The organism is Serratia rhizosphaerae (assembly GCF_009817885.1).
Classification (GTDB): domain Bacteria; phylum Pseudomonadota; class Gammaproteobacteria; order Enterobacterales; family Enterobacteriaceae; genus Serratia_B; species Serratia_B rhizosphaerae.
Genome location: NZ_CP041764.1, coordinates 4,735,227 through 4,757,271 on the forward strand (window position 1 = coordinate 4,735,227; position 22,045 = coordinate 4,757,271).

Annotated in this window: 20 protein-coding genes and 1 pseudogene; 3 read left to right on the forward strand and 18 right to left on the reverse strand. The window is 58.6% G+C overall.

Annotation, left to right across the window (positions count from 1 at the left end):
- Window positions 1-110 precede the first annotated feature (110 nt).
- Complete coding sequence (locus FO014_RS22040) at window positions 111-938, reverse strand: AraC family transcriptional regulator (protein ID WP_160031068.1); 828 nt, start codon at window positions 936-938, stop codon at window positions 111-113.
- A gap of 179 nt (window positions 939-1,117) precedes the next feature.
- Between FO014_RS22040 and FO014_RS22045 the strand changes: the two genes are divergently transcribed.
- Both FO014_RS22045 and FO014_RS22050 read left to right on the forward strand, forming a co-directional pair.
- Entirely contained in the window at window positions 1,118-1,801 is a 684-nt protein-coding gene (locus FO014_RS22045) for a type 1 glutamine amidotransferase domain-containing protein (protein ID WP_105231142.1), read from the forward strand.
- A 19-nt stretch (window positions 1,802-1,820) separates the two neighbouring features.
- Window positions 1,821-3,254, forward strand: a complete 1,434-nt coding sequence (locus FO014_RS22050) for an NAD-dependent succinate-semialdehyde dehydrogenase (protein ID WP_160031069.1) — start codon at window positions 1,821-1,823, stop codon at window positions 3,252-3,254.
- 69 nt (window positions 3,255-3,323) lie between these two features.
- Here the strand turns inward: FO014_RS22050 and oxlT are convergent, their stop codons facing one another.
- Together oxlT and FO014_RS22060 are read right to left on the reverse strand one after the other, a co-directional pair.
- Window positions 3,324-4,580, reverse strand: coding sequence for an oxalate/formate MFS antiporter (gene oxlT, locus FO014_RS22055; protein ID WP_160031070.1), 1,257 nt, complete (start codon window positions 4,578-4,580; stop codon window positions 3,324-3,326).
- Between the two features lie 259 nt (window positions 4,581-4,839).
- A pseudogene (locus tag FO014_RS22060) lies at window positions 4,840-5,145 on the reverse strand (LysR substrate-binding domain-containing protein); the annotation flags it as partial.
- A 136-nt stretch (window positions 5,146-5,281) separates the two neighbouring features.
- On the opposite strand from FO014_RS22060, the gene ggt reads away from it, so the two are divergent.
- Window positions 5,282-6,955, forward strand: coding sequence for a gamma-glutamyltransferase (gene ggt, locus FO014_RS22065; RefSeq protein WP_160031071.1), 1,674 nt, complete (start codon window positions 5,282-5,284; stop codon window positions 6,953-6,955).
- 220 nt (window positions 6,956-7,175) lie between these two features.
- Here ggt and FO014_RS22070 read toward each other — a convergent pair whose 3' ends face one another.
- The 15 genes from FO014_RS22070 to FO014_RS22130 all read right to left on the reverse strand — a co-directional run bounded on the left by FO014_RS22070 (window position 7,176) and on the right by FO014_RS22130 (window position 22,000).
- On the reverse strand, window positions 7,176-8,033 hold the full coding sequence (locus FO014_RS22070) for a beta-1,6-N-acetylglucosaminyltransferase (RefSeq protein WP_160031072.1): 858 nt from the start codon (window positions 8,031-8,033) through the stop codon (window positions 7,176-7,178).
- Window positions 8,034-8,273: 240 nt separating this feature from the next.
- On the reverse strand, window positions 8,274-8,435 hold the full coding sequence (locus FO014_RS24095; protein ID WP_343039563.1) for a YnfU family zinc-binding protein: 162 nt from the start codon (window positions 8,433-8,435) through the stop codon (window positions 8,274-8,276).
- A 291-nt stretch (window positions 8,436-8,726) separates the two neighbouring features.
- Entirely contained in the window at window positions 8,727-9,779 is a 1,053-nt protein-coding gene (locus FO014_RS22075) for a hypothetical protein (protein ID WP_160031073.1), read from the reverse strand.
- 5 nt (window positions 9,780-9,784) lie between these two features.
- Window positions 9,785-10,735, reverse strand: coding sequence for an ACP S-malonyltransferase (locus tag FO014_RS22080; RefSeq protein WP_246168030.1), 951 nt, complete (start codon window positions 10,733-10,735; stop codon window positions 9,785-9,787).
- 7 nt (window positions 10,736-10,742) lie between these two features.
- Complete coding sequence (locus FO014_RS22085) at window positions 10,743-12,143, reverse strand: hypothetical protein (RefSeq protein ID WP_160031075.1); 1,401 nt, start codon at window positions 12,141-12,143, stop codon at window positions 10,743-10,745.
- Window positions 12,140-12,970: an outer membrane lipoprotein-sorting protein gene (locus FO014_RS22090; RefSeq protein WP_246168032.1), complete on the reverse strand. Its 831-nt coding sequence runs from the start codon at window positions 12,968-12,970 to the stop codon at window positions 12,140-12,142. Before FO014_RS22090 ends, FO014_RS22085 begins: the two co-directional genes overlap by 4 nt.
- Window positions 12,971-12,994: 24 nt before the next feature.
- Complete coding sequence (locus FO014_RS22095) at window positions 12,995-13,747, reverse strand: SDR family oxidoreductase (RefSeq protein ID WP_160031076.1); 753 nt, start codon at window positions 13,745-13,747, stop codon at window positions 12,995-12,997.
- A gap of 18 nt (window positions 13,748-13,765) precedes the next feature.
- Window positions 13,766-14,452, reverse strand: a complete 687-nt coding sequence (locus FO014_RS24100) for an ABC transporter permease (RefSeq protein ID WP_246168034.1) — start codon at window positions 14,450-14,452, stop codon at window positions 13,766-13,768.
- Window positions 14,377-15,090: an ABC transporter permease gene (locus tag FO014_RS24105; RefSeq protein ID WP_246168035.1), complete on the reverse strand. Its 714-nt coding sequence runs from the start codon at window positions 15,088-15,090 to the stop codon at window positions 14,377-14,379. The genes FO014_RS24100 and FO014_RS24105 overlap by 76 nt, the downstream gene beginning before the upstream one ends.
- Window positions 15,087-15,719, reverse strand: a complete 633-nt coding sequence (locus tag FO014_RS22105; protein ID WP_160031077.1) for a hypothetical protein — start codon at window positions 15,717-15,719, stop codon at window positions 15,087-15,089. The genes FO014_RS24105 and FO014_RS22105 overlap by 4 nt, the downstream gene beginning before the upstream one ends.
- Before the next feature lie 16 nt (window positions 15,720-15,735).
- Entirely contained in the window at window positions 15,736-16,446 is a 711-nt protein-coding gene (locus FO014_RS22110) for an ABC transporter ATP-binding protein (RefSeq protein WP_160031078.1), read from the reverse strand.
- Window positions 16,443-17,177: a DUF6134 family protein gene (locus FO014_RS22115; RefSeq protein ID WP_160031079.1), complete on the reverse strand. Its 735-nt coding sequence runs from the start codon at window positions 17,175-17,177 to the stop codon at window positions 16,443-16,445. The genes FO014_RS22110 and FO014_RS22115 overlap by 4 nt, the downstream gene beginning before the upstream one ends.
- Window positions 17,174-18,226, reverse strand: coding sequence for an ATP-binding protein (locus FO014_RS22120; protein ID WP_160031080.1), 1,053 nt, complete (start codon window positions 18,224-18,226; stop codon window positions 17,174-17,176). Before FO014_RS22120 ends, FO014_RS22115 begins: the two co-directional genes overlap by 4 nt.
- Window positions 18,219-19,445 (reverse strand): beta-ketoacyl synthase N-terminal-like domain-containing protein, encoded by a 1,227-nt coding sequence (locus tag FO014_RS22125; RefSeq protein WP_160031081.1) that lies wholly within the window; start codon window positions 19,443-19,445, stop codon window positions 18,219-18,221. The genes FO014_RS22120 and FO014_RS22125 overlap by 8 nt, the downstream gene beginning before the upstream one ends.
- Window positions 19,442-22,000 carry a beta-ketoacyl-[acyl-carrier-protein] synthase family protein gene (locus FO014_RS22130; RefSeq protein WP_160031082.1) on the reverse strand — a complete coding sequence of 853 codons (2,559 nt, stop codon included), beginning with the start codon at window positions 21,998-22,000 and terminating at the stop codon, window positions 19,442-19,444. Before FO014_RS22130 ends, FO014_RS22125 begins: the two co-directional genes overlap by 4 nt.
- Between the last annotated feature and the right edge of the window lie 45 nt (window positions 22,001-22,045).

The following is a 22,045-nucleotide window of genomic DNA, read 5'->3' on the forward strand; positions in this document are numbered from 1 at the left end:
CCAGAGCGCATACGATAACGCTCTGGCAGTGTGCGAATAACCGGTAATGGGTGCCAATCTAGCGCAATTAGGTATGGCTGGCTTGTAGCAAATTGCTGTTTTAAAAGTTATCAGGCAGAGAATACCTGTTTTTGATAACCGGCAGGTGTGACGCCGTAACGAGCGGCGAAGGCGCGCGTCAGGTGCGCCTGATCGCTCAGCCCCACCGCCGCTGCGACCTGTGCAGCCGGCAACCCCTGCGTCAGCAGCTGTTTGGCGCGATACAGGCGGATCGCCATCAGCATCTGGTGCGGCGTTACGTGGAATTCCGCCTTGAATTTACGTTGAAAGTGGAACGGGCTGAGCATCACCAGCGCGGCCAGCTGCGCCAGCGTCACCGGCTGGGCGTAGTTGTCCCACAGATACTCCCGCACCACCGCGAAACGGTGGGCGGTTTCAGAACGCGTCGGCCGCGCAAGCCGCGCGTGGGGGCGGAACGTATCGACGATATCCAGCAGCAGGCCGTCCTGCGCCAGCGGATCGTCCGTTCGCCACAGCGCGCTCAGCGTCACGGCAATGCGCTGAGAAGCCTGCGGATCGTGACGTACCGCATCGCTGAACCACATGTCCGCCTCGCCGCTGATTTGCGCCAGCGTGGCCGGTTCCAGATAGATCATGCGGTAATGCCAGCCGCCGTCGCTGGCGGATTCGCCGGTATGCAGTTCATCGGGATTCATCAGCACCAGCGAGCCGGGCGCCGCCAGATGCTGCGCGCCCTGATAGCGAAAACGCTCCGCGCCCTGCACCACGGTGCCAATGCCGAAGGCGTCATGCGTATGGGGCGCAAAGGCGTAGCGTTCGATATAAGCATGATAAAGCTCTACCCCGGCATGCTGCGACAGATGGCGAAAATGGGCATGATCTTTTTTATCGGGGAATCTGTCGGGTACGCCTTGCATATCAGAGCATCCTGTTGGCAAAAAAATCCTGTAGCGATCATAGTAAAGAATTGCCTGGTTTTTGAGTAGTACGTTCACATCCTGTGCGTTGCCGGAGCGAAAAGCCACACTGGGCTAGAATTAGCCTGGCGAACATGCCACTCTAGACGACTGGTCTAATCCCACTGAAGGAACCCATGATGAAAATTCTAATGGTGCTCACATCGCATGACCAACTGGGCGATACCGGCAAAAAAACCGGCTTCTGGCTGGAAGAGTTTGCCGCGCCCTATTATATCTTCAAGGATGCCGGCGTGCAGCTGGTGCTGGCTTCGCCGGCCGGCGGACAGCCGCCGCTGGACCCGAAGAGTAATGAAGAGGAATCGCAAACCGCCGATACCCGCCGTTTTGTCAACGACGCGCCGGCGGTAGCGGCGCTCTCTTCCACCCGGAAACTGGCGCAGATCGTGCCGCAGGAATTTGATGCGGTATTCTATCCGGGAGGTCACGGGCCATTGTGGGATTTGGCCGAAGACCACCACTCCATCGCGCTGATCCAGGAGACGCTGGCGCACGGCAAGCCGGTGGCCACCGTGTGCCATGCGCCGGGCGTGCTGCGCCATGTCAAGGATTCCCGCGGTCAGCCGTGGGTGAAAGGCAAGTCCGTCACCGGCTTCAGCAACAGCGAAGAGGATGCGGTCGGTCTGACCGACGTCGTCCCGTTCCTGGTTGAAGAGGTGTTGAAACAAAATGGCGGCCGCTATAGCAAAGGCGAGGACTGGGCATCGTACGTGATCACCGACGATCTGCTGGTGACCGGCCAGAACCCCGCTTCCTCGGCGGCCACCGCCAAAGCGCTGCTGGCGCTGTTGAATCAGAAGTAAGACATTAAAAAGAGGCCATATGTACCCAAATACGCAATTATTTATCGATGGTGAATGGCGCGACGCCGTCGCCGGTAAAACCCTGACCGTCACCAACCCGGCCACCGATGCCGTTATCGGCCAGGTGGCGCACGCCGGCGAAGCCGATCTGGAGCTGGCACTGGCCGCCACCGAGCGTGGTTTTAAGCTGTGGCGTGAAACCTCCGCCCACCGCCGCGCCGCCATTATGCGTCAGGCGGCGGTGCTGCTGCGTGAACGCGCCGGTGATATCGCCAAAGTGATGACCGCAGAGCAAGGCAAGCCGGTAGCGCAGGCAAAAGCCGAGATCCTCGGCGCCGCCGACGTGATCGACTGGTTCGCCGGCGAAGCCAGCCGCACTTACGGCCAGATCATTCCGTCGCGCCAGCAGGACGTTCAGCAGCAGACTCTGAAGCTGCCGGTCGGCCCGGTGGCCGCCTTCACGCCGTGGAACTTCCCGATTAACCAGATCGTGCGCAAGCTGTCCGCCGCGCTGGCGGCCGGCTGCTCGATCATTGTCAAAGGCCCGGAAGAGACCCCTGCCTCGCCGGCCGCGCTGATTCAGGCCTTCGTCGACGCCGGCATTCCGGCCGGCGTTATCGGCCTGGTGTACGGCACGCCGGCGGAGATCTCCGAATACCTGATCCCGCATCCGACCATCCGTAAAATTTCCTTCACCGGTTCCACCCGTGTCGGTAAACATCTGGCGGCGCTGGCCGGCCAGCATATGAAAAAAGCCACCATGGAGCTGGGCGGTCACGCGCCGGTGCTGATTTTCGACGATGCCGATCTGGATGCCGCGGCCAAAGAGCTGGCGGCCTCCAAGTTCCGCAACGCCGGGCAGGTGTGCATCGCCCCGACCCGTTTCCTGATCCAACAGGGCGTTTACGAAGCCTTCGTCGAGAAGTTTACCGCCGAGGTGAATAAACTGGTGGTGGGCAACGGCCAGGAGGACGGCGTCACCATGGGACCAATGGTGCTGGGCCGCAGCGTCGACGCGATTGAGACCTTTGTTGAGGACGCGATTGCCGCAGGCGCCAAGCTCACCACGGGCGGGAAGCGTCTGGCCGGCAACGGTAATTTCTTTGCGCCGACCGTACTGCGCGACGTGCCGCTGAACGCGCGCGCCATGTCGGAAGAGCCGTTTGGCCCGGTGGCGCTGCTGCGTCCGTTCAACGACTATGACGAAGCCATCGCTGAAGCCAACCGCCTGCCTTACGGCCTGGCGGCGTATGCCTACAGCCGCAACATCGCCACCGTCAACGCGCTGGGTCGTGATGTCGAAAGCGGTATGCTGACCATTAACCATATCGGCTTCGGCCTGCCGGAAACGCCGTTCGGCGGCGTGAAAGACTCCGGCCACGGCACCGAAGGCGGCAGCGAAGCGATCGAAGCCTATCTGGAAACCCGCTTCGTCACCGTCGCCGGCCGTTAATTTACCCTCGCCCGTGCGATAGACAACCGGTTAGCGTTCGCTAACCGGTTTTTTTATCCCCGTTTTCCGTCACGCCTGCTGCTGCATAAAACGACGGCGCCACGGCTGCAGCACCCACAGCGCCAGGCCGGCGGTGATAAAATCCAGCGCAATGGCGCAGCCGAACACCAGATGCCAGCCGCCGGTATATTGATACATCAGCGCCGCCAGCGGCCCGCCGAGGATGGAGCCAATGCCCTGCGACATGTATAACCAGCCGTAATTGGCGGTGGCATGCCGACTGCCGAAGGTATCCGTCAGCGTTGACGGGAACAGCGAAAAGATCTCGCCCCAGCCAAAAAACACCACGCCGGACAGCAGCACAAACAGCACGGCGTTATCGCGCGACATCAGCCACAGCGTCATCGCGCATCCTTCCAGGGCAAACGCGATAAACATGGTTTTTTCCCGGCCGTAGCGGTCAGAGATAAAGCCGAACAGCGGCCGCGTCAGGCCGTTGGTAAAGCGGTCGAGCGTTAACGCCAGCGGCAGCGCCGCCATGCCGAACACCACCACGTCAGCGATGCCGAAGTCACGGGCAAATATCGCCATTTGCGAGGTCACCATCAGGCCGGAGGTCGACATCATGGCCATCATGGCAAACATCAGCCAAAACAGCGGCTGGCGCAGCATCTCGCCGGAGCGGTACTGGCGCGACGACTGCGCCACAAAACGGCTGGCCGGCTCTGTCACCTCGTCCAGCGGCGCTTTCAGCCCCTGGCTGGCCAGCAGCCCGACCAGCGAAAAAATAGCGCCGAACAGCCACAGCGTGTGTTCAAGACCGTACGCAGCCAGACTGTTCGCTACCGGAAAGGTGGTCAGAATGGCGCCCATGCCGTAGCCGGCGGCAACCGCACCGGCGGCTAACCCGCGCTGCTGCGGGAACCAGCGCACCATCAGCCCGACCACGCCGACATACACGATACCGGTGCCCAGCCCGCCAAGGCAGCCATAGGCCAGATACAGCCCGGTCAGGTTGGTGACCTGCGAGGCCAGCACCCAGCTCAGTCCCGACAGCAGCGTACCGATAGCGATCAGCCGGCGCGGGCCGAAGCGGTCGATCAGTTTGCCCTGAAACGGGGAGAAAAAGGTTTGCAGGATAATCAGCAGCGAGAAAGTCACCTGCAGCTCCGCCAGGCCCACGCCCATTTTCTCCGCCAGCGGACGGGTTAATAATGTCCAGACATATTGCGGGCTGGATATTGACGCCATACAGACCAGCCCAAGAAATAATTGAATCCATTTGGTGCGTGCGCTGACAACGACGGGAAGGTTAAGCGTGGTCATATTTCCTCCGGAAAAAGGCCAGGCGCCCTATTTGGCGCAGGCAACGATGCGTTATATTGAATAAGCGTGCTCACGGAGGTATGCATCAGGCATGCCACTATTAATAAGTCATTATTAAACAGTGAGTAACAGAATATTTGCGCTATTTCTTTGCGGCATAAACTCACTGCGGGCGTGCAGCGGGAGTTATTTTAGTGCAGCCAGGTCGTGCTTATTTTCCATTAATGAAAAATATCACTATGTCTATTAATTAAATCTATTACATCTTCACATAATCAATAAACGCCCGGAGCTTCGGCGCCAAATATTTTCTGCTGGGGAAATAAAGATAGAAGCCGGGGAAAGTCGGTAGCCATTCATCCAGCAGCGTCACCAGCTCACCGCGTGCGAGGTATGGCTGAAAGGTCTCCTCCATGCCAAAGCTGATACCGCCGCCTGCGCAGGCGGTGCGCACCATCACGCCCATATCGTTCGTGGTGAGCTGAGGATTGACGGCCACATCAAAATCACTCCCCTGCTCGGCAAACTCCCAGCGGTAGGGAGAGGCACCAAGCTCTTTGCGCCATATCACGAAACCCGACCTTCATCCGGCGTCCTGCCGTTTCTGCTGCTACTTTCTTTAGGCCGACCGCGGCGCCGCTCTGCAGGCTGCTGTCCGGTAAGGAAAAACCTAATAAGAATCTACCCTACAAGGAATCATTATGCAGACTCGTCTGTTCAAAATCCTGACGCTCAGCGCCGCCATCATGGCGACCAGCACCCCGCTGCTGGCGGCGGATCTCACCGCCGGCGCCGTCGCCGCACCGGATGAATACGGCGCCAAAGTGGCGGCGCAGATCCTGAAGGCCGGCGGCAACGCGGTGGATGCCGCAGTAGCGACAGCATTTACGCTGGCGGTGACCTATCCGGAGGCCGGCAATATCGGCGGCGGCGGTTTTATGACGCTGTATGTCGACGGCAAACCCTACTTCCTGGATTACCGTGAAATCGCGCCAAAGGCCGCAAGCAAAAGCATGTACCTGAATGAAAAAGGCGAAGTGATTGAGAACCTCAGCCTGATCGGCAGCAAGGCCGCCGGCGTGCCGGGCACGGTGCTCGGGCTGTGGGAGGCGCACAAGAAATTCGGCAAGCTGCCGTGGGCGGAGCTGCTGACGCCGGCCATCGGCTATGCGCAACAGGGCTTTAAGGTCGCCGGCCAGCAGTATCAGTATCGTGAAGACGCCAATAAGCTGTTTGCCGGCAAAACCAACTTTGGCGACTACTTCGGCAAGATGCAGCCGGGCGTAGTGTTTAAACAGCCGGAGCTGGCGAAAACGCTGACCAGAATTGCCGATAAAGGCGCGGCGGATTTCTATCAGGGGGAAACGGCCGCCCTGCTGCTCAGGCAGATGCAGCAGGACGGCGGGCTGATCAGCGCACAGGATCTGAAAGACTACCGGGTGAAATGGCGCGAACCGATGCAAATCAGCTGGCGCGGCAACACTCTGTATACCGCCCCGCTGCCCAGCTCCGGCGGTATCGCGCTGGCGCAGCTGCTGGGCATTAAAGAAGACCGCGCGGCAGACTTTATCGGTGTTAAGCTGAACTCGGCGCGCTATATCCACCTGCTGGCAGAAATTGAGAAGCGGGTGTTTGCCGATCGCGCCGACTATCTGGGCGACCCGGATTTCAACGACGTGCCGGTAGCAAAACTGATCGCCGCTGACTATCTGCAGCAGCGTGCGGCAGAAGTGAATCCGCAGGCGATTTCCGCCACCGAGAAGGTGCGGCCGGGTCTGGAGAGCCACCAAACCACCCACTTCTCCATCGTGGATGCCGAAGGCAACGCGGTCAGCAACACCTATACCCTGAACTGGGACTTTGGCAGCGGCGTGGTGGTCAAAGACGCCGGTTTCCTGCTGAATGACGAAATGGACGATTTCAGCGCCAAGCCCGGCGTCGCCAATGCGTTTGGCGTGGTCGGCAGCGATGCCAACGCCATCGAACCGGGCAAACGCATGCTCTCCTCGATGAGCCCGACCATTGTCACCCGCGACGGTAACGTGACGCTGGTGATCGGCACGCCGGGCGGCTCGCGGATCTTCACCTCGATTTTCCAGGTGCTGAACAATATTTATGACTATCACCTGCCGTTGCAGCAGGCGGTGGCGGCGCAGCGGGTGCATCACCAACTGTTGCCGAAAGACACCATTTACTTCGACAGCTTCGCACCGTTAACCGGCGAGGTGGCGGCACAGCTGAAGACGATGGGCTATACGCTGGAAGATCAGGGCTGGAATATGGGAGATATTCAGGTGATTCGGATCAATAACGACACGCCGGAAACCGCCTCGGATCCGCGCGGTCGCGGCACCGGTCTGGTGGTCGCCAAGTAAACGCACAGCCCGGCGGCAGCCGGGCTGCAACCTGCGGACCAAGACGAGAATGTTAGCATTTGGGTTCATCGCCGACCTCGTAAGTACAGGCAAAGGGATCAAACCAAGAATTGTTCTTATACAAAAAATAGCTAGAAAACTCAAAAAGCATCTGCTGCCCGTTTTCTGGTGGATTATTTATAGCAACAGGCTGATCACTGTCACTATGGGGGCAGGGTTATCAATATGATAAAGTGCTAATGGCAGACGATTTCATGCTGTGTTCAAGTATGCTGAGAATGCCGCTATCAGTATTTTCATCAAATTTTCTAGCAAATAGATTTTTACTATTTATTAGCATTTCCGCATCCTCTGTCAAAAAATCACGAGGACGTAACTTAATATCACTTGACTCGACCCAGTCAATCTCTCTTTTGTCATCATAAATTATCTTGGACTTAAATGTAGTATTCATCAATACTGTCTGAAAAAAACTTTCATCAGAAATTAATGTATTACGGTAAAAATCTTTAAAAACCTCCATCTCTGGACTATAGGTAATAAACTCGCAAAAACTCTTACTTAAGATCATCCATTGATTACCTATATATGGTGTAACCCCTTTCAAAAATGGTCTGTTAGATACCGTAGATACAACTAGCTCCCCATCTATTTCCTGAACATAGTCTTTTATTCTATGCATGGTTTCCGGCCTAACCAAATTTTGGTTAACTACTTTTATAAATTCGCAGCGATCGAATGAACTAAGATAGTTCATTATAAAGTCTTGGTTTTTTAATGGGAAATCCTGCCCACTTAAATTTATGAAATAATCCCATGCCGAACCACTGACCACAAGCTTTTCAATACCACGTAACTGGGCATCCACCAAACTATAGCCGCCCCATATGGCTTCTTTACTTTCTAATAATGAAGCGTTTTTATAATCAATCAAAAACAGACCTATTTCATCAAAAATACTTTTTCCGGCACGCTTATCAATATGTATTACATAATAATTCCTTTCATGATAAATAGATTTAAATAATCTCTTAAATTGATCGGGATAACGATGAACCAACATGAAATAAGCAATCATGTAAAATACCCTCGTACTTTCCACTCAACACGCTCATAATAACCAGGCTGTAACATCAAGAGTGAGAGTGAAGTTGGTTAAGTTAAAAAAGTGTTTTTTAACTATAAATAGAACGAAAAAAGTCACTCATCATTCGCAGAACAATTTACTTGCTATATTCAATCCATTATCGGGAACTTAATTGTCAATTTTTATCCGTTAATATGCTTGGTGGTGGTGATAAATGGGCGTGAATAATCACTAACATTCTCCACTTCGGAAGTAGTATCCACAATGGGGGCAAAGCATAGTTATATTCTTTCTTGATTTATGCATGCTCTGTTGAGCTATGCGAGAACATTTAGGACATGTGACATTGACTGATTTGTCACGAAACATCTTAAAGTAATCAAAGATAGACATATCTTTTATCCAGTAGAGACGTTGGATCCCAGTGTACGCTTAAATGTTCCAGATAGCTCACTATTTTCTGATTTGGCTCAGGCGATAATGGACGTTGGCCGGGTAAACAAGACGCCATACCTCCTCAACTATATTGATGATGAAGACTATCCACTTTCAAAAACCAACTCCCCTTTACCGGTATCCTCAGCCTGTCCGGCTGATCTCTATCCCGATGCTGTCACTGTTGTTCAGGAAACAGTCAAGAAATTCCAGACCAGACACAGCCCGGCGGCAGCCGGGCTGTGGTCATTACGCTTTATTCAGCTTGGCGTTGACAGCAGCCGCGACGGTTTCATAGCGCTGCCGCATCTCCTGCGCCTCAAGGTAGTTGTCATACAGCGCCTGATAACGCTCGGCACAGTAAATCAGCACGATGGGCAGCAGGCTACAGAGATAAAACGGCACAAAACTCTGCGGCAGCGTTAGCACCTGGAAAAGCAGGCAGATCGCCACGCTCCACAGCGCCGCCACCATCAGCCAGATAACCAGCCGCCACGGGCGCGCCAGCCTGGTAGTCAGCGGCCAGGGCGCGCGGGGCGCGAAGTCCGTCGCCAGGTTGCCGATCAGCATATCGCCCAGGAGCACATAACGGCGCGTACGGATGGCGAAGAAAAACATAAACAGCATTACTATCGTCAACAAAATCATAAACGCGACGATAAATGCCGGATTGCCATAGCCCGCCGCCAGGCTGAATTCGGCCTTACGGCCGATGGGCAGCACCAGGGCAAAGTTGATCAGCAGCCCGAGTAGCAGATCCTCTGCCAAACAGCCGGGTAAACGCCGCGGCCGCGGCGTATAGCTTGCTGTATCTTTATGAATCATCATCGCCTGACGGATTAAAAATGGAACGGAACGATTCAATTGCCATAACATCACTGCCGGCAGCAGCAGCACGCCCAACAGGCCAATCAATGGGTAACGATACTGCGGCCCACACAGCCATGTCGCCAGGCTCAGCAGCACCACCACGCCCAGCGTCACCAGCGAAGCGCCAAGCGGCTGATAGAACAGCCTGGACACGCCGCCCAGTGACAGGTGTTCGATACGCCGCGCTATCTCCTCCGGCGTTTCGTACACCCGCATCGTATAGACCGTGTAAACCCAGTAGCCGCGCCCGTCACGCATCATGCTCCAGACGATTGACAGGCAAATCGCCCCCAGCCCGGTCACCATCTCTAACAGACTGATATCGATCACGTTGCGCAGCAGCGATGAGGTCAACAGCGCGGAGACCAGAACCACGGGAACGGCCGCCGCCCGCAGGTAGCGTGTACTGAAAGTATCAAAATTCGGGATCATCCGCGTTACCCTGCCTGCTGCTGTGTGTCGCGCTGCAGCTGATAGTAATGCTGAATATCATGTCCGCTTTGTGCGGCATAGTGCTCATGCAGCAGATAACTCAGCATTTTTTTGTTGCCAATCTCCAGAAAACGGCGGTAGCCCATGTTTGACCACAGCTCCATACTGTCGCGCCAGCGGACGGTATCGGTCAGGTGATGCGCCAGGTTTTCCTTAATCTGTTCGATGGCGTATTCTGCCTGGCCACTGCGGTTCATAATCACCGGACAGGCCGGCGAGGAGAACGGCAGCGCCGCCAGCGCCTCGCGCATTTGCGCTACGCCTTCCGCCATCAGCGGCGTATGCCAGGCGCCGTTAACCGCCAACTTGATGGTAGCCACGCCCTGCCGCGTCAGCTGGTTGATCAGCGTTTTCAGCGCCGCCACCTCGCCGCCGACCACCTGCTGCTGCCGGCCGTTGTCGCAGCAGACATTCAGCCGGTCGCCCAACTGCATCTCGTCGATCAGCTGCCGCAGCGCCACATAGTCACAGGGTTTCACCACATACATCGCCCCCTTGCGCTGTTCTGCCAGCCGCTGCATGATAGCGGCCCGCCGGCTGACGGCGTGGAACAGAGTCTCCAGATTCATGACGCCGGCCGCGTACAGCGCGCTGTATTCGCCGGCGCTGTGGCCGGCATAGCCGCTTTCCGGCAGCGCATGACGCTCGCGCAGCAGCGTCAGCATCGCCGTATTGACCGTGGTAACCGCCAGCTGCTGATACAACGTTTTGGTCAGCCGCGTCATCGGCCCTTTCTGACACAGTTTCCGTATGTCGATACCGGAGATATCGCTGGCGCAATCCCACACTACGCGAGTGCCCGGCGAAACATCGCACACATCGCCGCCCATGCCTATCGTCGGCGATCCCTGTCCCGGGAAAATCACCATCCAGCCTTCGACCGACGTAGGTGCCATAAACCGCTTACCAACTGATTCGCATACCTGCATACAAGTTCCCTTTTTCGCCAAAGATGCTAAATTCGCTGTCCCTGCGGCCAAAACTGGCTGCGGCGCCAGCGTACAATTCAATGTTGTTTTTCATCGGCGCGCGGAGATGCACATTCAGTACCGTGCTGTAATCGACCAAATTGGCCATGCTTGAGACGGACCAGTCGATCTCACCGACCCGTTCCTTGTTGGTACGGGTGTAAAACGTCAGATAATGTTTGCCGAACAGGTTGCCGCCACGACTGACGTTGGTGGTTTCCGCCGCCATCAGGCGTGAATATTGCTGAAAGCTATCGCGTACCACCGGCAGCCAGAACGGATCCAGCCGGTCGGCATAGCCTCCGTTGATAAACCTGATGGTATCGGTGTTATTGCGCCATTCGCTGCGGCTGTACCCCTGGCTTTGGCCATAGTATTCCACGCCGAATTCCGTTTGTTCGGCCGTGGTATAGCGTAAGCCGATGCCGAGCTCCCCTTCAATGCCTTTGCCGTTTATCCGGTAGGCTTCTTCCCGATACGCCAGATCCTCACGCATATCACGCGCGTAGCGGCTGTCCAGATGTCGCCAGGTTTCTCCGTGGGATACGGCGCCCTCAATGCTCAGGATCAGGTTATCGGTCAGATTGCCGCTGGCTCCCAGCGCCAGCGTTTTTTGCTGGCCCGCCAGCAATGATACCGTCGGGTTGAATGTATTCAGCCCGGTAGAGGTGTAGCTGGCGTAGTAGCGTTCGCTGCCGTTGGTGCGCAGCAGCGCATCCCATTCCGACGCGGCTTCGCTCCGCTGTGGAAAACGTTTCAGCCGCGGCAACACCGCCACCGTGTAGGTGCCTTCTTTACGGTACAGCGTGCCGCCGGTACCGTAACTGCCTTCATCGTATAATCCGCGCCAGCTGTCGCCGGTAGCGTACACCCTCGCGGTGCGCAATCCGCCGCTGAAGTTGCGCAGCAGATCCAGCGGCGAGCGTGAAAACAGATAGCCGCTGGTATGACGCAGCTTGCCGAGATCGAGATAGAAGTTATCGCGCACCGCCAGGCTGGCCACCAGTTCGTTGAGGATCGCCACGCCCTGCCGCTGTTTATCCTCCAGCTCGCCGGGCCGGCGCGCTTGCTGCGTATAGGCGCCGCTGGCCTGTCCCTTGATGCTCAGCGTTTCGCCAAGGGTGCAACGTGCGACCGACGTCAGATACAGGTTGGCGATGGCGTTGTTGCGAAACGCCGGATCGTCGAATTTCCATAATGAACCGGACGTCAACGCCGCCACGCCCTCTACGCCGGCGAAACCGCGCTGCAGCCGGCACTCCGCCGCCGCCCAGGCGTTACCGCCGCAGGCCAGCAGCATCAGCCCCGCCAGCGGCAGCCGGTTGATGTGGTTCATCCGTTCAGTCTCATCAGATACTCTTTCTGGAAATTACTCTCCGGCAGCGACTCCAGCGTCAGGTTGCTGTATTGCATGGTGGTGTAATTATCCTTGCGCAGCGCGTCTTCCACCACGATGGTGCCCGGCCGCAGGCGGCCCAGCGCCTGCTGGTAATCGCGGTAATAAGAGCGTTTGATCAGCACACCGTCCGTCGACAGAAAGTCCGCCCGGCTGGGGTTGCCGGTGTCCTTTTCCACCCAGTAGTCGATCGCCGGATAGGTGACGTAAGGCCAGCGACGCTTCAGCGTCAGCTTGTAGCAGGTTTTTTCGCCGCAGGCTTCTTCGCCAACCAGCGTGGAGATATAGGAGTAATCGAAGTCCGCCGCCACCACGTCACCGTTGGAGACTTGCCCCATCAGCCGCTGCTGACGTGATATCGGGATCGGCCGCCGCAGGTCGGGGGCGTAATACCACATCTTGTCCAGATCGGAGAGCAGCGCTTTGCCGCGATCGCGCGCCGGCGACACAAAGCGCACCAGCGCGCGCGCGTCGCCTTTCTCATAGCGTTCCGACGGCTTATAAAAACGCATCGAAATATCCAGCACCTGCTGGTTCTCGGTGAGTTCGCGCCCGCCGCGGTGCTCGGTCAGCGTCAGGGTATAGCGGAACGGTTGCTCCGGCGCCCTGACCCGGTCAGCGTTACGGATAATATCGCGCGCGCGCTGGTCTTCCTGCGTCAGTTTCTCCAGCTCGGCGCGATCCAGTGATTTCGGCAATGACTCACCGGCCCATACGCTGAGCGACATGCCGCATAGCAGCCAGCCGGCGATAATCGAAATTCTCATGACCTGTTCTTCCGTAAATAGAGGTTAAGCTTCCAGCGACATGCCCAAATCAGCGATCAGCGTGGTGCCGCGTATTGCGCTTGAGCGATCGGAAATCAGGAACGACACGATATCCGCCACTTCCTGCGGCTCCAGCAGCCAGCGGCGCGGCGAGTGCTCGTATCGGTCGTGCAGCGAGGGCCACAGATCCTTCAGAAACTGCGACATATCGGTGTTGACCATACCGGCGCACACGCCGTTGACGCGGATATTGCGCGGATGCAGTTCCACTTCGAGGTAGCGCACCAGGTTCTCCAGCGCCGATTTGGCGATGCCGAGCGGATATTTCGGCAACACCCGCTGGCTGCCCATGCTGGAAATGGCGCAAATCGTGCCGCCGTCTTTCATCAGCGGCGTCACTTCCTGCACGCAGGCGGTGTTGCCGATCAGGTTGGTGTTGAACAACAGCTTCCAGTCGCTGCGGGTCATCTCCATAAAACCTTTGAACGGTGCGGCGGCGGCGTTCAGCACCAGGTGATCGATATGCTCCACACCGTCCGCCCGCAGCTTTTTCATCATCTCCTGAATATCGCGCGTTTCACCGATGTCGGCCTTCGCCAACCGTACCTTGACGCGGGTTTCCGCCGCCTGGAAGCGCTGCAGGTTGGCGGCGCTTTTGCCCTGATCCTTTCGATAGTTGAGGATCAGGTCATAGCCTTCCGCCGCCAGCGTTTCCGCCACGGCCATGCCGATGCCGCGCCCTGCGCCGGTAATCAGTACGGTTTGTCCTTTAGTCATTCATGTTCTCCCTGAGTGTTAAACGAAACGGAACGCTTCTGCGATCACCAGTTTTGAGGCGCGACGCGCCGGAATAATAGAGGCTATCAATGCGGTCACCAGCGGCAAGGCGCAGGAGAACCAGAACAGGTTGATGTCCTGATCCCACATGACAAAGGCCAGATAGCCTTGGGTATAACCCGGTGAAGGCGGCATCGGAATGCCGTTGATATTGATGATGGAGGCGATCAGAATGCCGAAGCTGACGCTCAGCACCGAGCCGATAATGCCGATAATGATGCCTTCCAGTACGAACAGACGGCCGATATAGGATTGGCTCAGCCCCAGCGCCCGCAGCGTGGCGATTTCGCGCGTGCGCTCCACCACGTTCATCATCAGGGTGTTGCCGATCATAAACACCACAATCACGCTGACGATGGATTTGATAAACAGGAATATGCCTTCGAACAGGTTCACCACCTGGTGGTAAAACACCGCCAGATCGTCCCAGGAACGCGCCTCCAGCGGCAGCTGGTGCTGTTCGATCAGCCGGTTGATCTGCGCCAGCACCGCCGGCGTCCGTTCGGTATCCTGCAGCATGATGATGATCTTGCTGACGTCGCTGGTTTGCAGCAGGCGCTGTGCGGTTTTCAGCGGCAATTTGATGGCCGTGTCGTCATATTCTTTAATGCCGGACTGGAACACGCCGCGCACCTGAGACGACATGGCGTTCTGCCCCCCTGCGGGTTCACCACCAGCATATCCACCCAGTCGCTGTAGCCGGCCGATAGCGCATTGGCGATACCGGAGCCGACGGTGATGTCCTGTTGCTCGACGCGCGACAGATCGCTGCCGGAAACAATACGATCCAGCGAACCCAGCACCAGCGAGGTCTCCGGCTCGATGCCCACGCCGGTAAAGAAGGTTGAGGTGCCGGTATCGTACTGGGAGATAATGCCGGAAAACGCCAGCTGCCCGGTGACGGTGGCTATTTGCGGCGCGATCTGCGCATCCGCCAGCAGCAGCCGTTTCACCTCGTCATAGTTTTTGATGGTGTACTGCAGCGAATTATTGGCGCCGCCGGTGAGGTAGCCCTTCTCATACAGCTGAATATGGCCAAGGTTGGTGCGGATGGTTTGCTCCCGCAACGCCCAGAACGAGTAATCGACGAAACCGCCGAAAATAAACACCGCCACGCCGCCCAGGGTGATGGCCAGCAGCGTCACGCCGGAGCGGCGCCGCTGGCGGAACAGGTTAAGGAAGGTGTAACGAATATCGGTCGGCTTGCGCAGCGCGGTGACGGCCACCACCAACAGCGCATACACGATGATGATATTGGAGATCCAGAACAGGATATTCATCATAACGCGCCCTCCGCCAGTGGCCGGATCACCAGGCTCAGCTCCGCAGGCGCCCACGCCGGCGCCGGCTGATTGCGCAGCGCCAACAGGCGTTGCCCCTCTTCACCCTGCTTACCCAGCGCCGTCCAGGCCGCGGCGGCCTTTTCCTGCTGCTTGCAGGTGTCCAGTGCGCGCGCAGACATCAGCGTTACCATCGGCCGTAGCGGCGCAGGCAACGATGTGCTCTGCTGCAGATAATCGGTATCTTTTATCGCCACCACGCAGCGGCCGTTGCTGGCCGGTACAAAAGCGTCCATCCTCGCCCGCAGAAAGCGCAGACGCCAATCGCCGTCATCCGTTTCCGCCGCTTCATCAATATAGAAAAAGCCCAGCTTGGAAGCTTCGGCAGCACGCAGGTAGTTCTTTTTCTTCAAAAAATCCGTCGCGATAAACAGCTGCCCATAGCCATAGAACATCTTGCCGACGCTGTAGTCCGGGTGCAGTTCAAACTGCGCCTTCAGGCTGTCGGTGGCGCGGTTCAGATCGGCGATCGGCGCCTGCGCGTTAATCGTCAGAATGGTCTGTAGCCGCCCGCTTTCCGGCGCGGCGCGTTGGTCGGCGGCAGAAGCATTGACGCCGATGGCTAATAACATTGTGACACCGTAACGTTTAAACGTTGTGAAAGTCATTTTTCAGCTCTCCGTCCTTGATTTCCAGCACGCGTCTGGCCTGATCGCGCAATTTCAGCGAGTGGGTCGAAATCACAAAGGTGGTTTTCAGCTCCTGATTCATCGTCAGCAGCAAATCGACAATCTCCTGCCCGGTACGGGTATCCAGGTTACCGGTCGGTTCGTCGGCGACGATCAGCCGCGGGCGCTTGACCAGCGCGCGGGCAATGGCCACCCGCTGCTGCTGGCCGCCGGACAGCTCGCCGGGCTGGCGGCGGTAGTGGTCGACCAGCCCCACTTTCTCGATCATGTCCATCACCTGATCCTGCGCCACGCGGCGGCTGAAGCCGTTGAGCATCAGCGGGTAGTAGACGTTATCGAACACGCTCAGTACCGGCAGCAGATTGAAGAACTGGAAGACAAAGCCGATGGCGTCGGCACGCAGACGCGCGGTCTGTTTATCGTTCAGCGTCGCCAGATCGTTGCCCAGCAGATAGACGTGGCCGCCGGTTGGATAGTCGATGCCGGCCATCAGGTTCAGCAGCGTACTTTTGCCGCTGCCGGACGGCCCGCACAGTGCGATAAACTCGCCGTCATGGATCTCGGTGCTGATCGCCGCCAGCGCGGTGATTGCGCCGGGGCCTTTGCCAAAGCGTTTGCTGGCCTGTTGCAGGGACACCACGGGCAAGGGTTGTGCAGCGTGTATCGTCATAATCCTTTTTCCTGAACGTTGGGCGGTAAATGGGATGCCTCCGGCACCAGCCGCAGGCGGTAATCGGCAGAGATTTCGTACACCAGATAGCCGTCCCGGTTGACCCAGGAGCGGTGATTCGCGTCCCGTCGCGGGCCGCTGCTGACGATCTGGCACAGCCCTTTGGTCACGGCGCTGTCGCCGGGCAGCGTAAAATCGCCGACGTCGACATAACGGCTCTCGACCTGCACCACTTCACCGTCAATCGGCATCAGCATCCGGTGGCTGCGCTGCGTCCCCGCCTGCTGCAGCGAGCAGGGTTTGGGAAAGCGCAGGGCGAACAGCGGGAAATCAAACGTCTCTTTCGCTACCGTCTTCGCCTCCTGACGCCGCTCGTACCGTGTCGCCAGCGTCAACGCCCTTTCATCGGGACGCCAGCGGCCGCTGACCTGACGCGTCTTGCCGTCGTTATCTTCCTCAATCCGGTAGCTGAACCCGCCGTCGGCGCCGTAGCGCACTTCATCGCGGTAGCGGTACTGGTGCGAGCGCAACAGCACCCGCCAGCGGAAATGAATGCTGGCCTGCTGCAGATAGCTATTGCTGTCCGGCTGCCAGCGCTGGCTGACGCGGTACTCGCCGATTGGCGCGTCGCCGCGCAGCGGCAGGATGTGGTACACCGCCTGATAATCGGGCCGTGGCGCAGCCGAGAGCGGCGCGGCGACAATCAGCATCAACAAGGCGTATCTCTTCACGGCATCGCCTCCGTCAGCCAGCTCTCCAGCAGCCAGGCACCGCCCTGGCCATCCAGCACGTTCAGCAACGCATGGCCGAGCGGCATCGGGAACTGCTGCAGATAACGCCAAAACAGCGCGGGATTCATGCAGCCGCTGTCGCCATACAGATCATTCAGTGCCTGATGAGCCAGCGTGACGGGCAGACGATCGAACGCCTGCTGCTGCAGCTGGCGCAGCGCGCCGGCCGGCGGCGTAACGCCCAGTATCTGTCGGGTATTGGCGCCGCAGTGCTGCAGCCAACTGTCCGCCAGATACTGCGCAGCCTGACGTTGCCCGTCCGGCAGCCGCAGATAGCGGCTGAGGTGCAGCCAGGGGCCGCCGGGGGCATTTTTTTTCAGAATCAGACAGCCAAGCCGCTCTACGCTGGCCTGGCTGTTGGCCAGCGCGCCGCTACGCGTCCGTGCATAACGCTGCATCTCCGAAAAGACCAGCACCGGGATGCTGCGAAAGTGGCCGCAGATAATCACGTTGTCGCTGAGATCGCTGTTCAGCATGTCCTGTGCGATCAGCAGCGCGCTCATTAACCCGTTGCGCTCACCGCGCAGCTTGCCGCTGAAGCCGTTAATGCCGTAATCACGCACGATATTTTTCGGCAGGATGTCGACACTCAGCGCGTCGCGCCAGCTGTTGACCTCTTCAAAGGTGGTGGTTTCTCCCCAGGCATCGACGTACAGCAAGGCGTTGCGCTCATGACGCAGCTGAAATTCGCCTTTGGTGCCCAACTGCGCCACTGCCTGATGGCAGGCGTCGCCCAGGCCGTTCAGCCAGTCCCGGTAATTGGTTTTGCGCAGCGCCTCGGCGGGCAGCATGGCAGCATCAATACCAAAGCGGCGCAACAGCCACTGGCGGCTGCCTGCTTTGGCATTGGCTTTTTTATACAGCGACGCCTCCCAGACGTTGAACCAGGTAGGCTGAAAGCGCTGCAGCAGCGTGTCCGGCTCCAGCAGGGAAAAACCGGCCAGGCGGATAGCGTCCGCCGGTATCTGACGTTCGGACGGCTTACTCATGCGTCCCCTCCCGGCAGTCTGAGAGCACCATGGCGATCACCGAACCATCCAGCCCGATGCCCGACTTGAGCAGGTGCGGCGTGTGCAGAGGCAACGGCGGCGCATCCATATGCACGTGGATCGGTAAAGCGGCATCGACCGGATGACGACCAGTAGCGGCCAGCAGGCGCCGCTGCAGCAGGGCATCCGCCGCCAGCATAAAATCCAGTACGCCGCTGCAGGTGGCGACATAGCCCGCCTGACCCTTGTAACTGACGACCGGTATGCCGCTTCTGCCCCAGACCTTCTGCAGCGCCATCGCTTCGGCTTTGTCGCCGGCGACGGTGCCGTTGGCGTGCGGCAGCGCACAGGCGATATCCTGCGGCGTCAGGCCGGCCGCCTGCAGCGCACCATCAATGGTTTGCGCGATGGTGCGGAAATCGGCGGTAAAAGCGCCGCCGCGGCCGCTGCTGCCCTGGCGACACACCGAACTGCGGATGGCGACCGCCGGCGTGACGCCGCGACGCCTGGCGTGCTCTTCGCTTTCGATCAGCAACGCCACCGCGCCGTCGGCCAGCAGCACGCTGTTGTCCTGGTTGTTAAACGGCTGCGACCGGCCGCTGCCGAGCATGTCCTGCCCGCCCATAAACACCACGTCCTGCAGCACGATCTTCAGCCAGCCGGCCACCAGCGCCACATCGGTCTGACCGGCGGCGATGCCGGCCTGCGCCAGATGCAGCGCCGTCAGCGAGGAGTTACTGGCGCTGTACACCGAAGTCGGTGGCCAGTCGAGGCGATAAGTGTCGACAAAGCGGCGCGCCAGCGCGTCCTGCGCGTAGCTGGCGGCATGCAGCTGTTTGATCGCCGGGAAAAACAGCAGATCTTCCGTATCATTACGATCCTGATAGCCGGCAAAGTCGGCGATATTCGGCCGCACGCCGTTGCCGGCCAGGAAGACCCGCACGCGCGGCCCCTGCAGCGCGGATGCCGGCAGGCCGGCCATCGCCAGCGCCTCATCAATCACCGGCTGCAGCTGCAGCCACGGTGTGGCGTCGGTGCGCGCCGCCCGCGCCGTATGCGGATTATTGCCCAGACGCAGGTTCTGCCAGTCGTCGTCGTTGTCGAACCAGGGAACGCCGGTCGCACAGCGCCCGGCGGTAATCGCCTCAATCAGCGCCGGAAAATCCGCCGCCAGCGGACTGCACTGCCCCCAGCCGCTGGCTATCACCTGCTGTTTCACGCTGCCTTCCTCAGCACCACGGCGTAGTGGTTGCCGCCTTCGGTGGCGCCGATCACCAGCGCCGTATTCACCGTCTGCTGCAACGGCGCGGTCACGAAGTGGAAATCTTCAGCGCAGAATTCCTGCGTATACGGAATTGGCAGAATTTCACCGCGTCGCATGATTTCACTGACCACGGCGATATTGAGCAGACCAATGCTCGATTCGACCAGGCCGAACCAACCGTTATAGTTGACCAGAGGTACTTTACGACGCGCCTCACCCAGGCTGTGGCGCAGCGCGTCGATTTCCACCGTGTTGCGCAACGGCGTACCGTCGCTGGTGCCGCACACCAGATCTAATTCATGCGGTTCGATCGCCGCTTCCTGCAACGCCTGCCCGATGGCGCGCGACAGAGAGGCAGACCGGGCCACAACATCATGGGGGTCAAAGAAGCTGCCGTCGTTGTCTTTGCCGTAACCGATGATTTCGGCGTGAATATGCGCCCCACGCGCCTGAGCATGCTGCAGATCTTCCAGGAGCAGCATCGCCGCGCCCTCACCGGGGATATAACCTTGTGCATGATTGCTGTACACCTGAAAAGCCGCCGCATCGCAGGTCAGCTGCAGATCGCCGCTGAGCGCCTGCAGATACACCGCGAAGGTGCTCATGTTTTCATCCGCGCCGCCGACGATTACCTGCGGCTGCAGCGCCTGGCGCACCAGCTCGTAACCATAGGTCAGCGCCCCTAATCCGGCGTTGATGCCGGTCGCCAGCGAGGTGTTATACCCCTTGATGCCTTCTGAAATAGAACAGAAGGTGGAAATGGCGTTCATCAGCGAGCCGGGGAATTCCGAGGTCCGCACCTTGGTCGGGTCCGGGAACAGGCTCTGCAGATAGCGGTCCACCGTCGCCTGCGGGCCTTTGGACATGCCGAGTATCATGCCCAGCGTCTGGCCGTCGCGTTTGATTTTGCGCCCGGCGTCGCTCATCGCCTGCGTCAACGCCAACAGCGCAAAGGTGCTGATCAGGTTGGCCTTGCGCGGATCGAAACGGCGCAGCGTCTTGCGCGGATCCAGATCGGTGATTTGGTGCACGCCGGTCGCCTTGTCCAGCTCGCTGTCAATATCCATACCGGCGAAGCGCTGGTTCAGGAAGGCGCGTGATTCACTGTTTTTATTGATCGCCCCCAGCATCTGCCGGAACTCTTCCCGTGTTTTATCATCCAGTTGCAACGGTTGCAGACTGTCCGGTGTCAGCTGCTGCCACATACGTTGCAACATCGCCTGCAGCGTGTGGCCGGCGGCGCTGACCGCGCCCATTCCGGTGATCGCCACGCGCTTCGGCGCGTAGACGCTGGGAGGACTCTGCGCCGGCTTCACGCTGGCGATGACGCAGCAGTTATTGCCGCCGAAGGCGTAGTTGTTTTTCATAAACAGTCTGACGTCGCCGTGCTGGAACTCGTTGGGCACATAGTTGAGATCGCAGTTGGGACGCGGCGTGCTGAAATTGAGCGTCGGCAGGATTTTGTTTTCCGGCAGCGTCAGGAAACAGGCGATCAGCTCAATGATGCCGGCGGAGCCGATATTGTGCCCGACATAGGCCTTGGTGGAGCTGACCGGGATGTCCATGATGTTGGGAAACACTTTCTTCATCGCCAGCGTTTCACAGCGGTCATTGGCCTCAGTGCCGGTGCCGTGCGCATTGATATAGCCGATATCTTCCGGCGTCAGCGCCGCATTCTGCAGCGCATGGCGCATCACCTGCACCGCGCCCTCGCCGCGCGGGTCCGGCGCGGTTTCATGGTAGGCGTCGCAGGAGGTGGCGTACGACACCATTTCGCCGTAGATGGTCGCGCCGCGCGCCACCGCGTGTTCATACTCCTCCAACAGCAGCGCGCCGGCGCCTTCGCCGATCGACATGCCCGGCGAGCCGGAGAACGGGCTGGACGGCGTGCGTTTCATGGCGTGCAGCGCATAGAAGCCGGCGAAGGTCGGCAGATAGATAGGTTCGGTGCCCACCACCAGCGCGGTGCTGTTCTTGCCGTTCTGGATCAGGTCATAGCCGATGCCCATAGCGTTGGTGCTGGCGGTGCAGGCGGTGGCGACCAGTTCAAAGCCGCCCTTGAGCCCCAGCAGCGAAGAGACAATGGCGCTGCACGAGGCGAAACTGCCGGAAATGATGGCTTTCTGCAGTGAAAATGCCTCCATGCGCTGCTCAATCAGCGGAATAAAGGCTTCAGTGCCGGCCGAGGAGACGCCGATGATTAATGCCGTTCTGTCACGCAGCGCGCCCGGCGGCAGTTCCCCTTGCTCCAGCGCTTCATGGCCCACCTTATAGGCCCACAGCGCAGCGTTATCCAGCGAAGCGACCATCTCGTCGGACAGCTCCGGCCAACTCAGCGGCTGCAGCACTTCCGAAGCGTTGGCGTCTTCAAACCACTCCAGGTATTTTTTGCTCGGTTTAATACCACAGGTTTTATCGAACAGCGCCTGCTTGAATTCAGGCACGTTGGTGGCGATGGAGGAGAGATGCCCCATCCCGGTTATCACCACGCGTTTGCGAGTAACAGTCATAATGTCTTCCGTGTATGTCTTCCGTGTCGGCAAACCCACATTGAG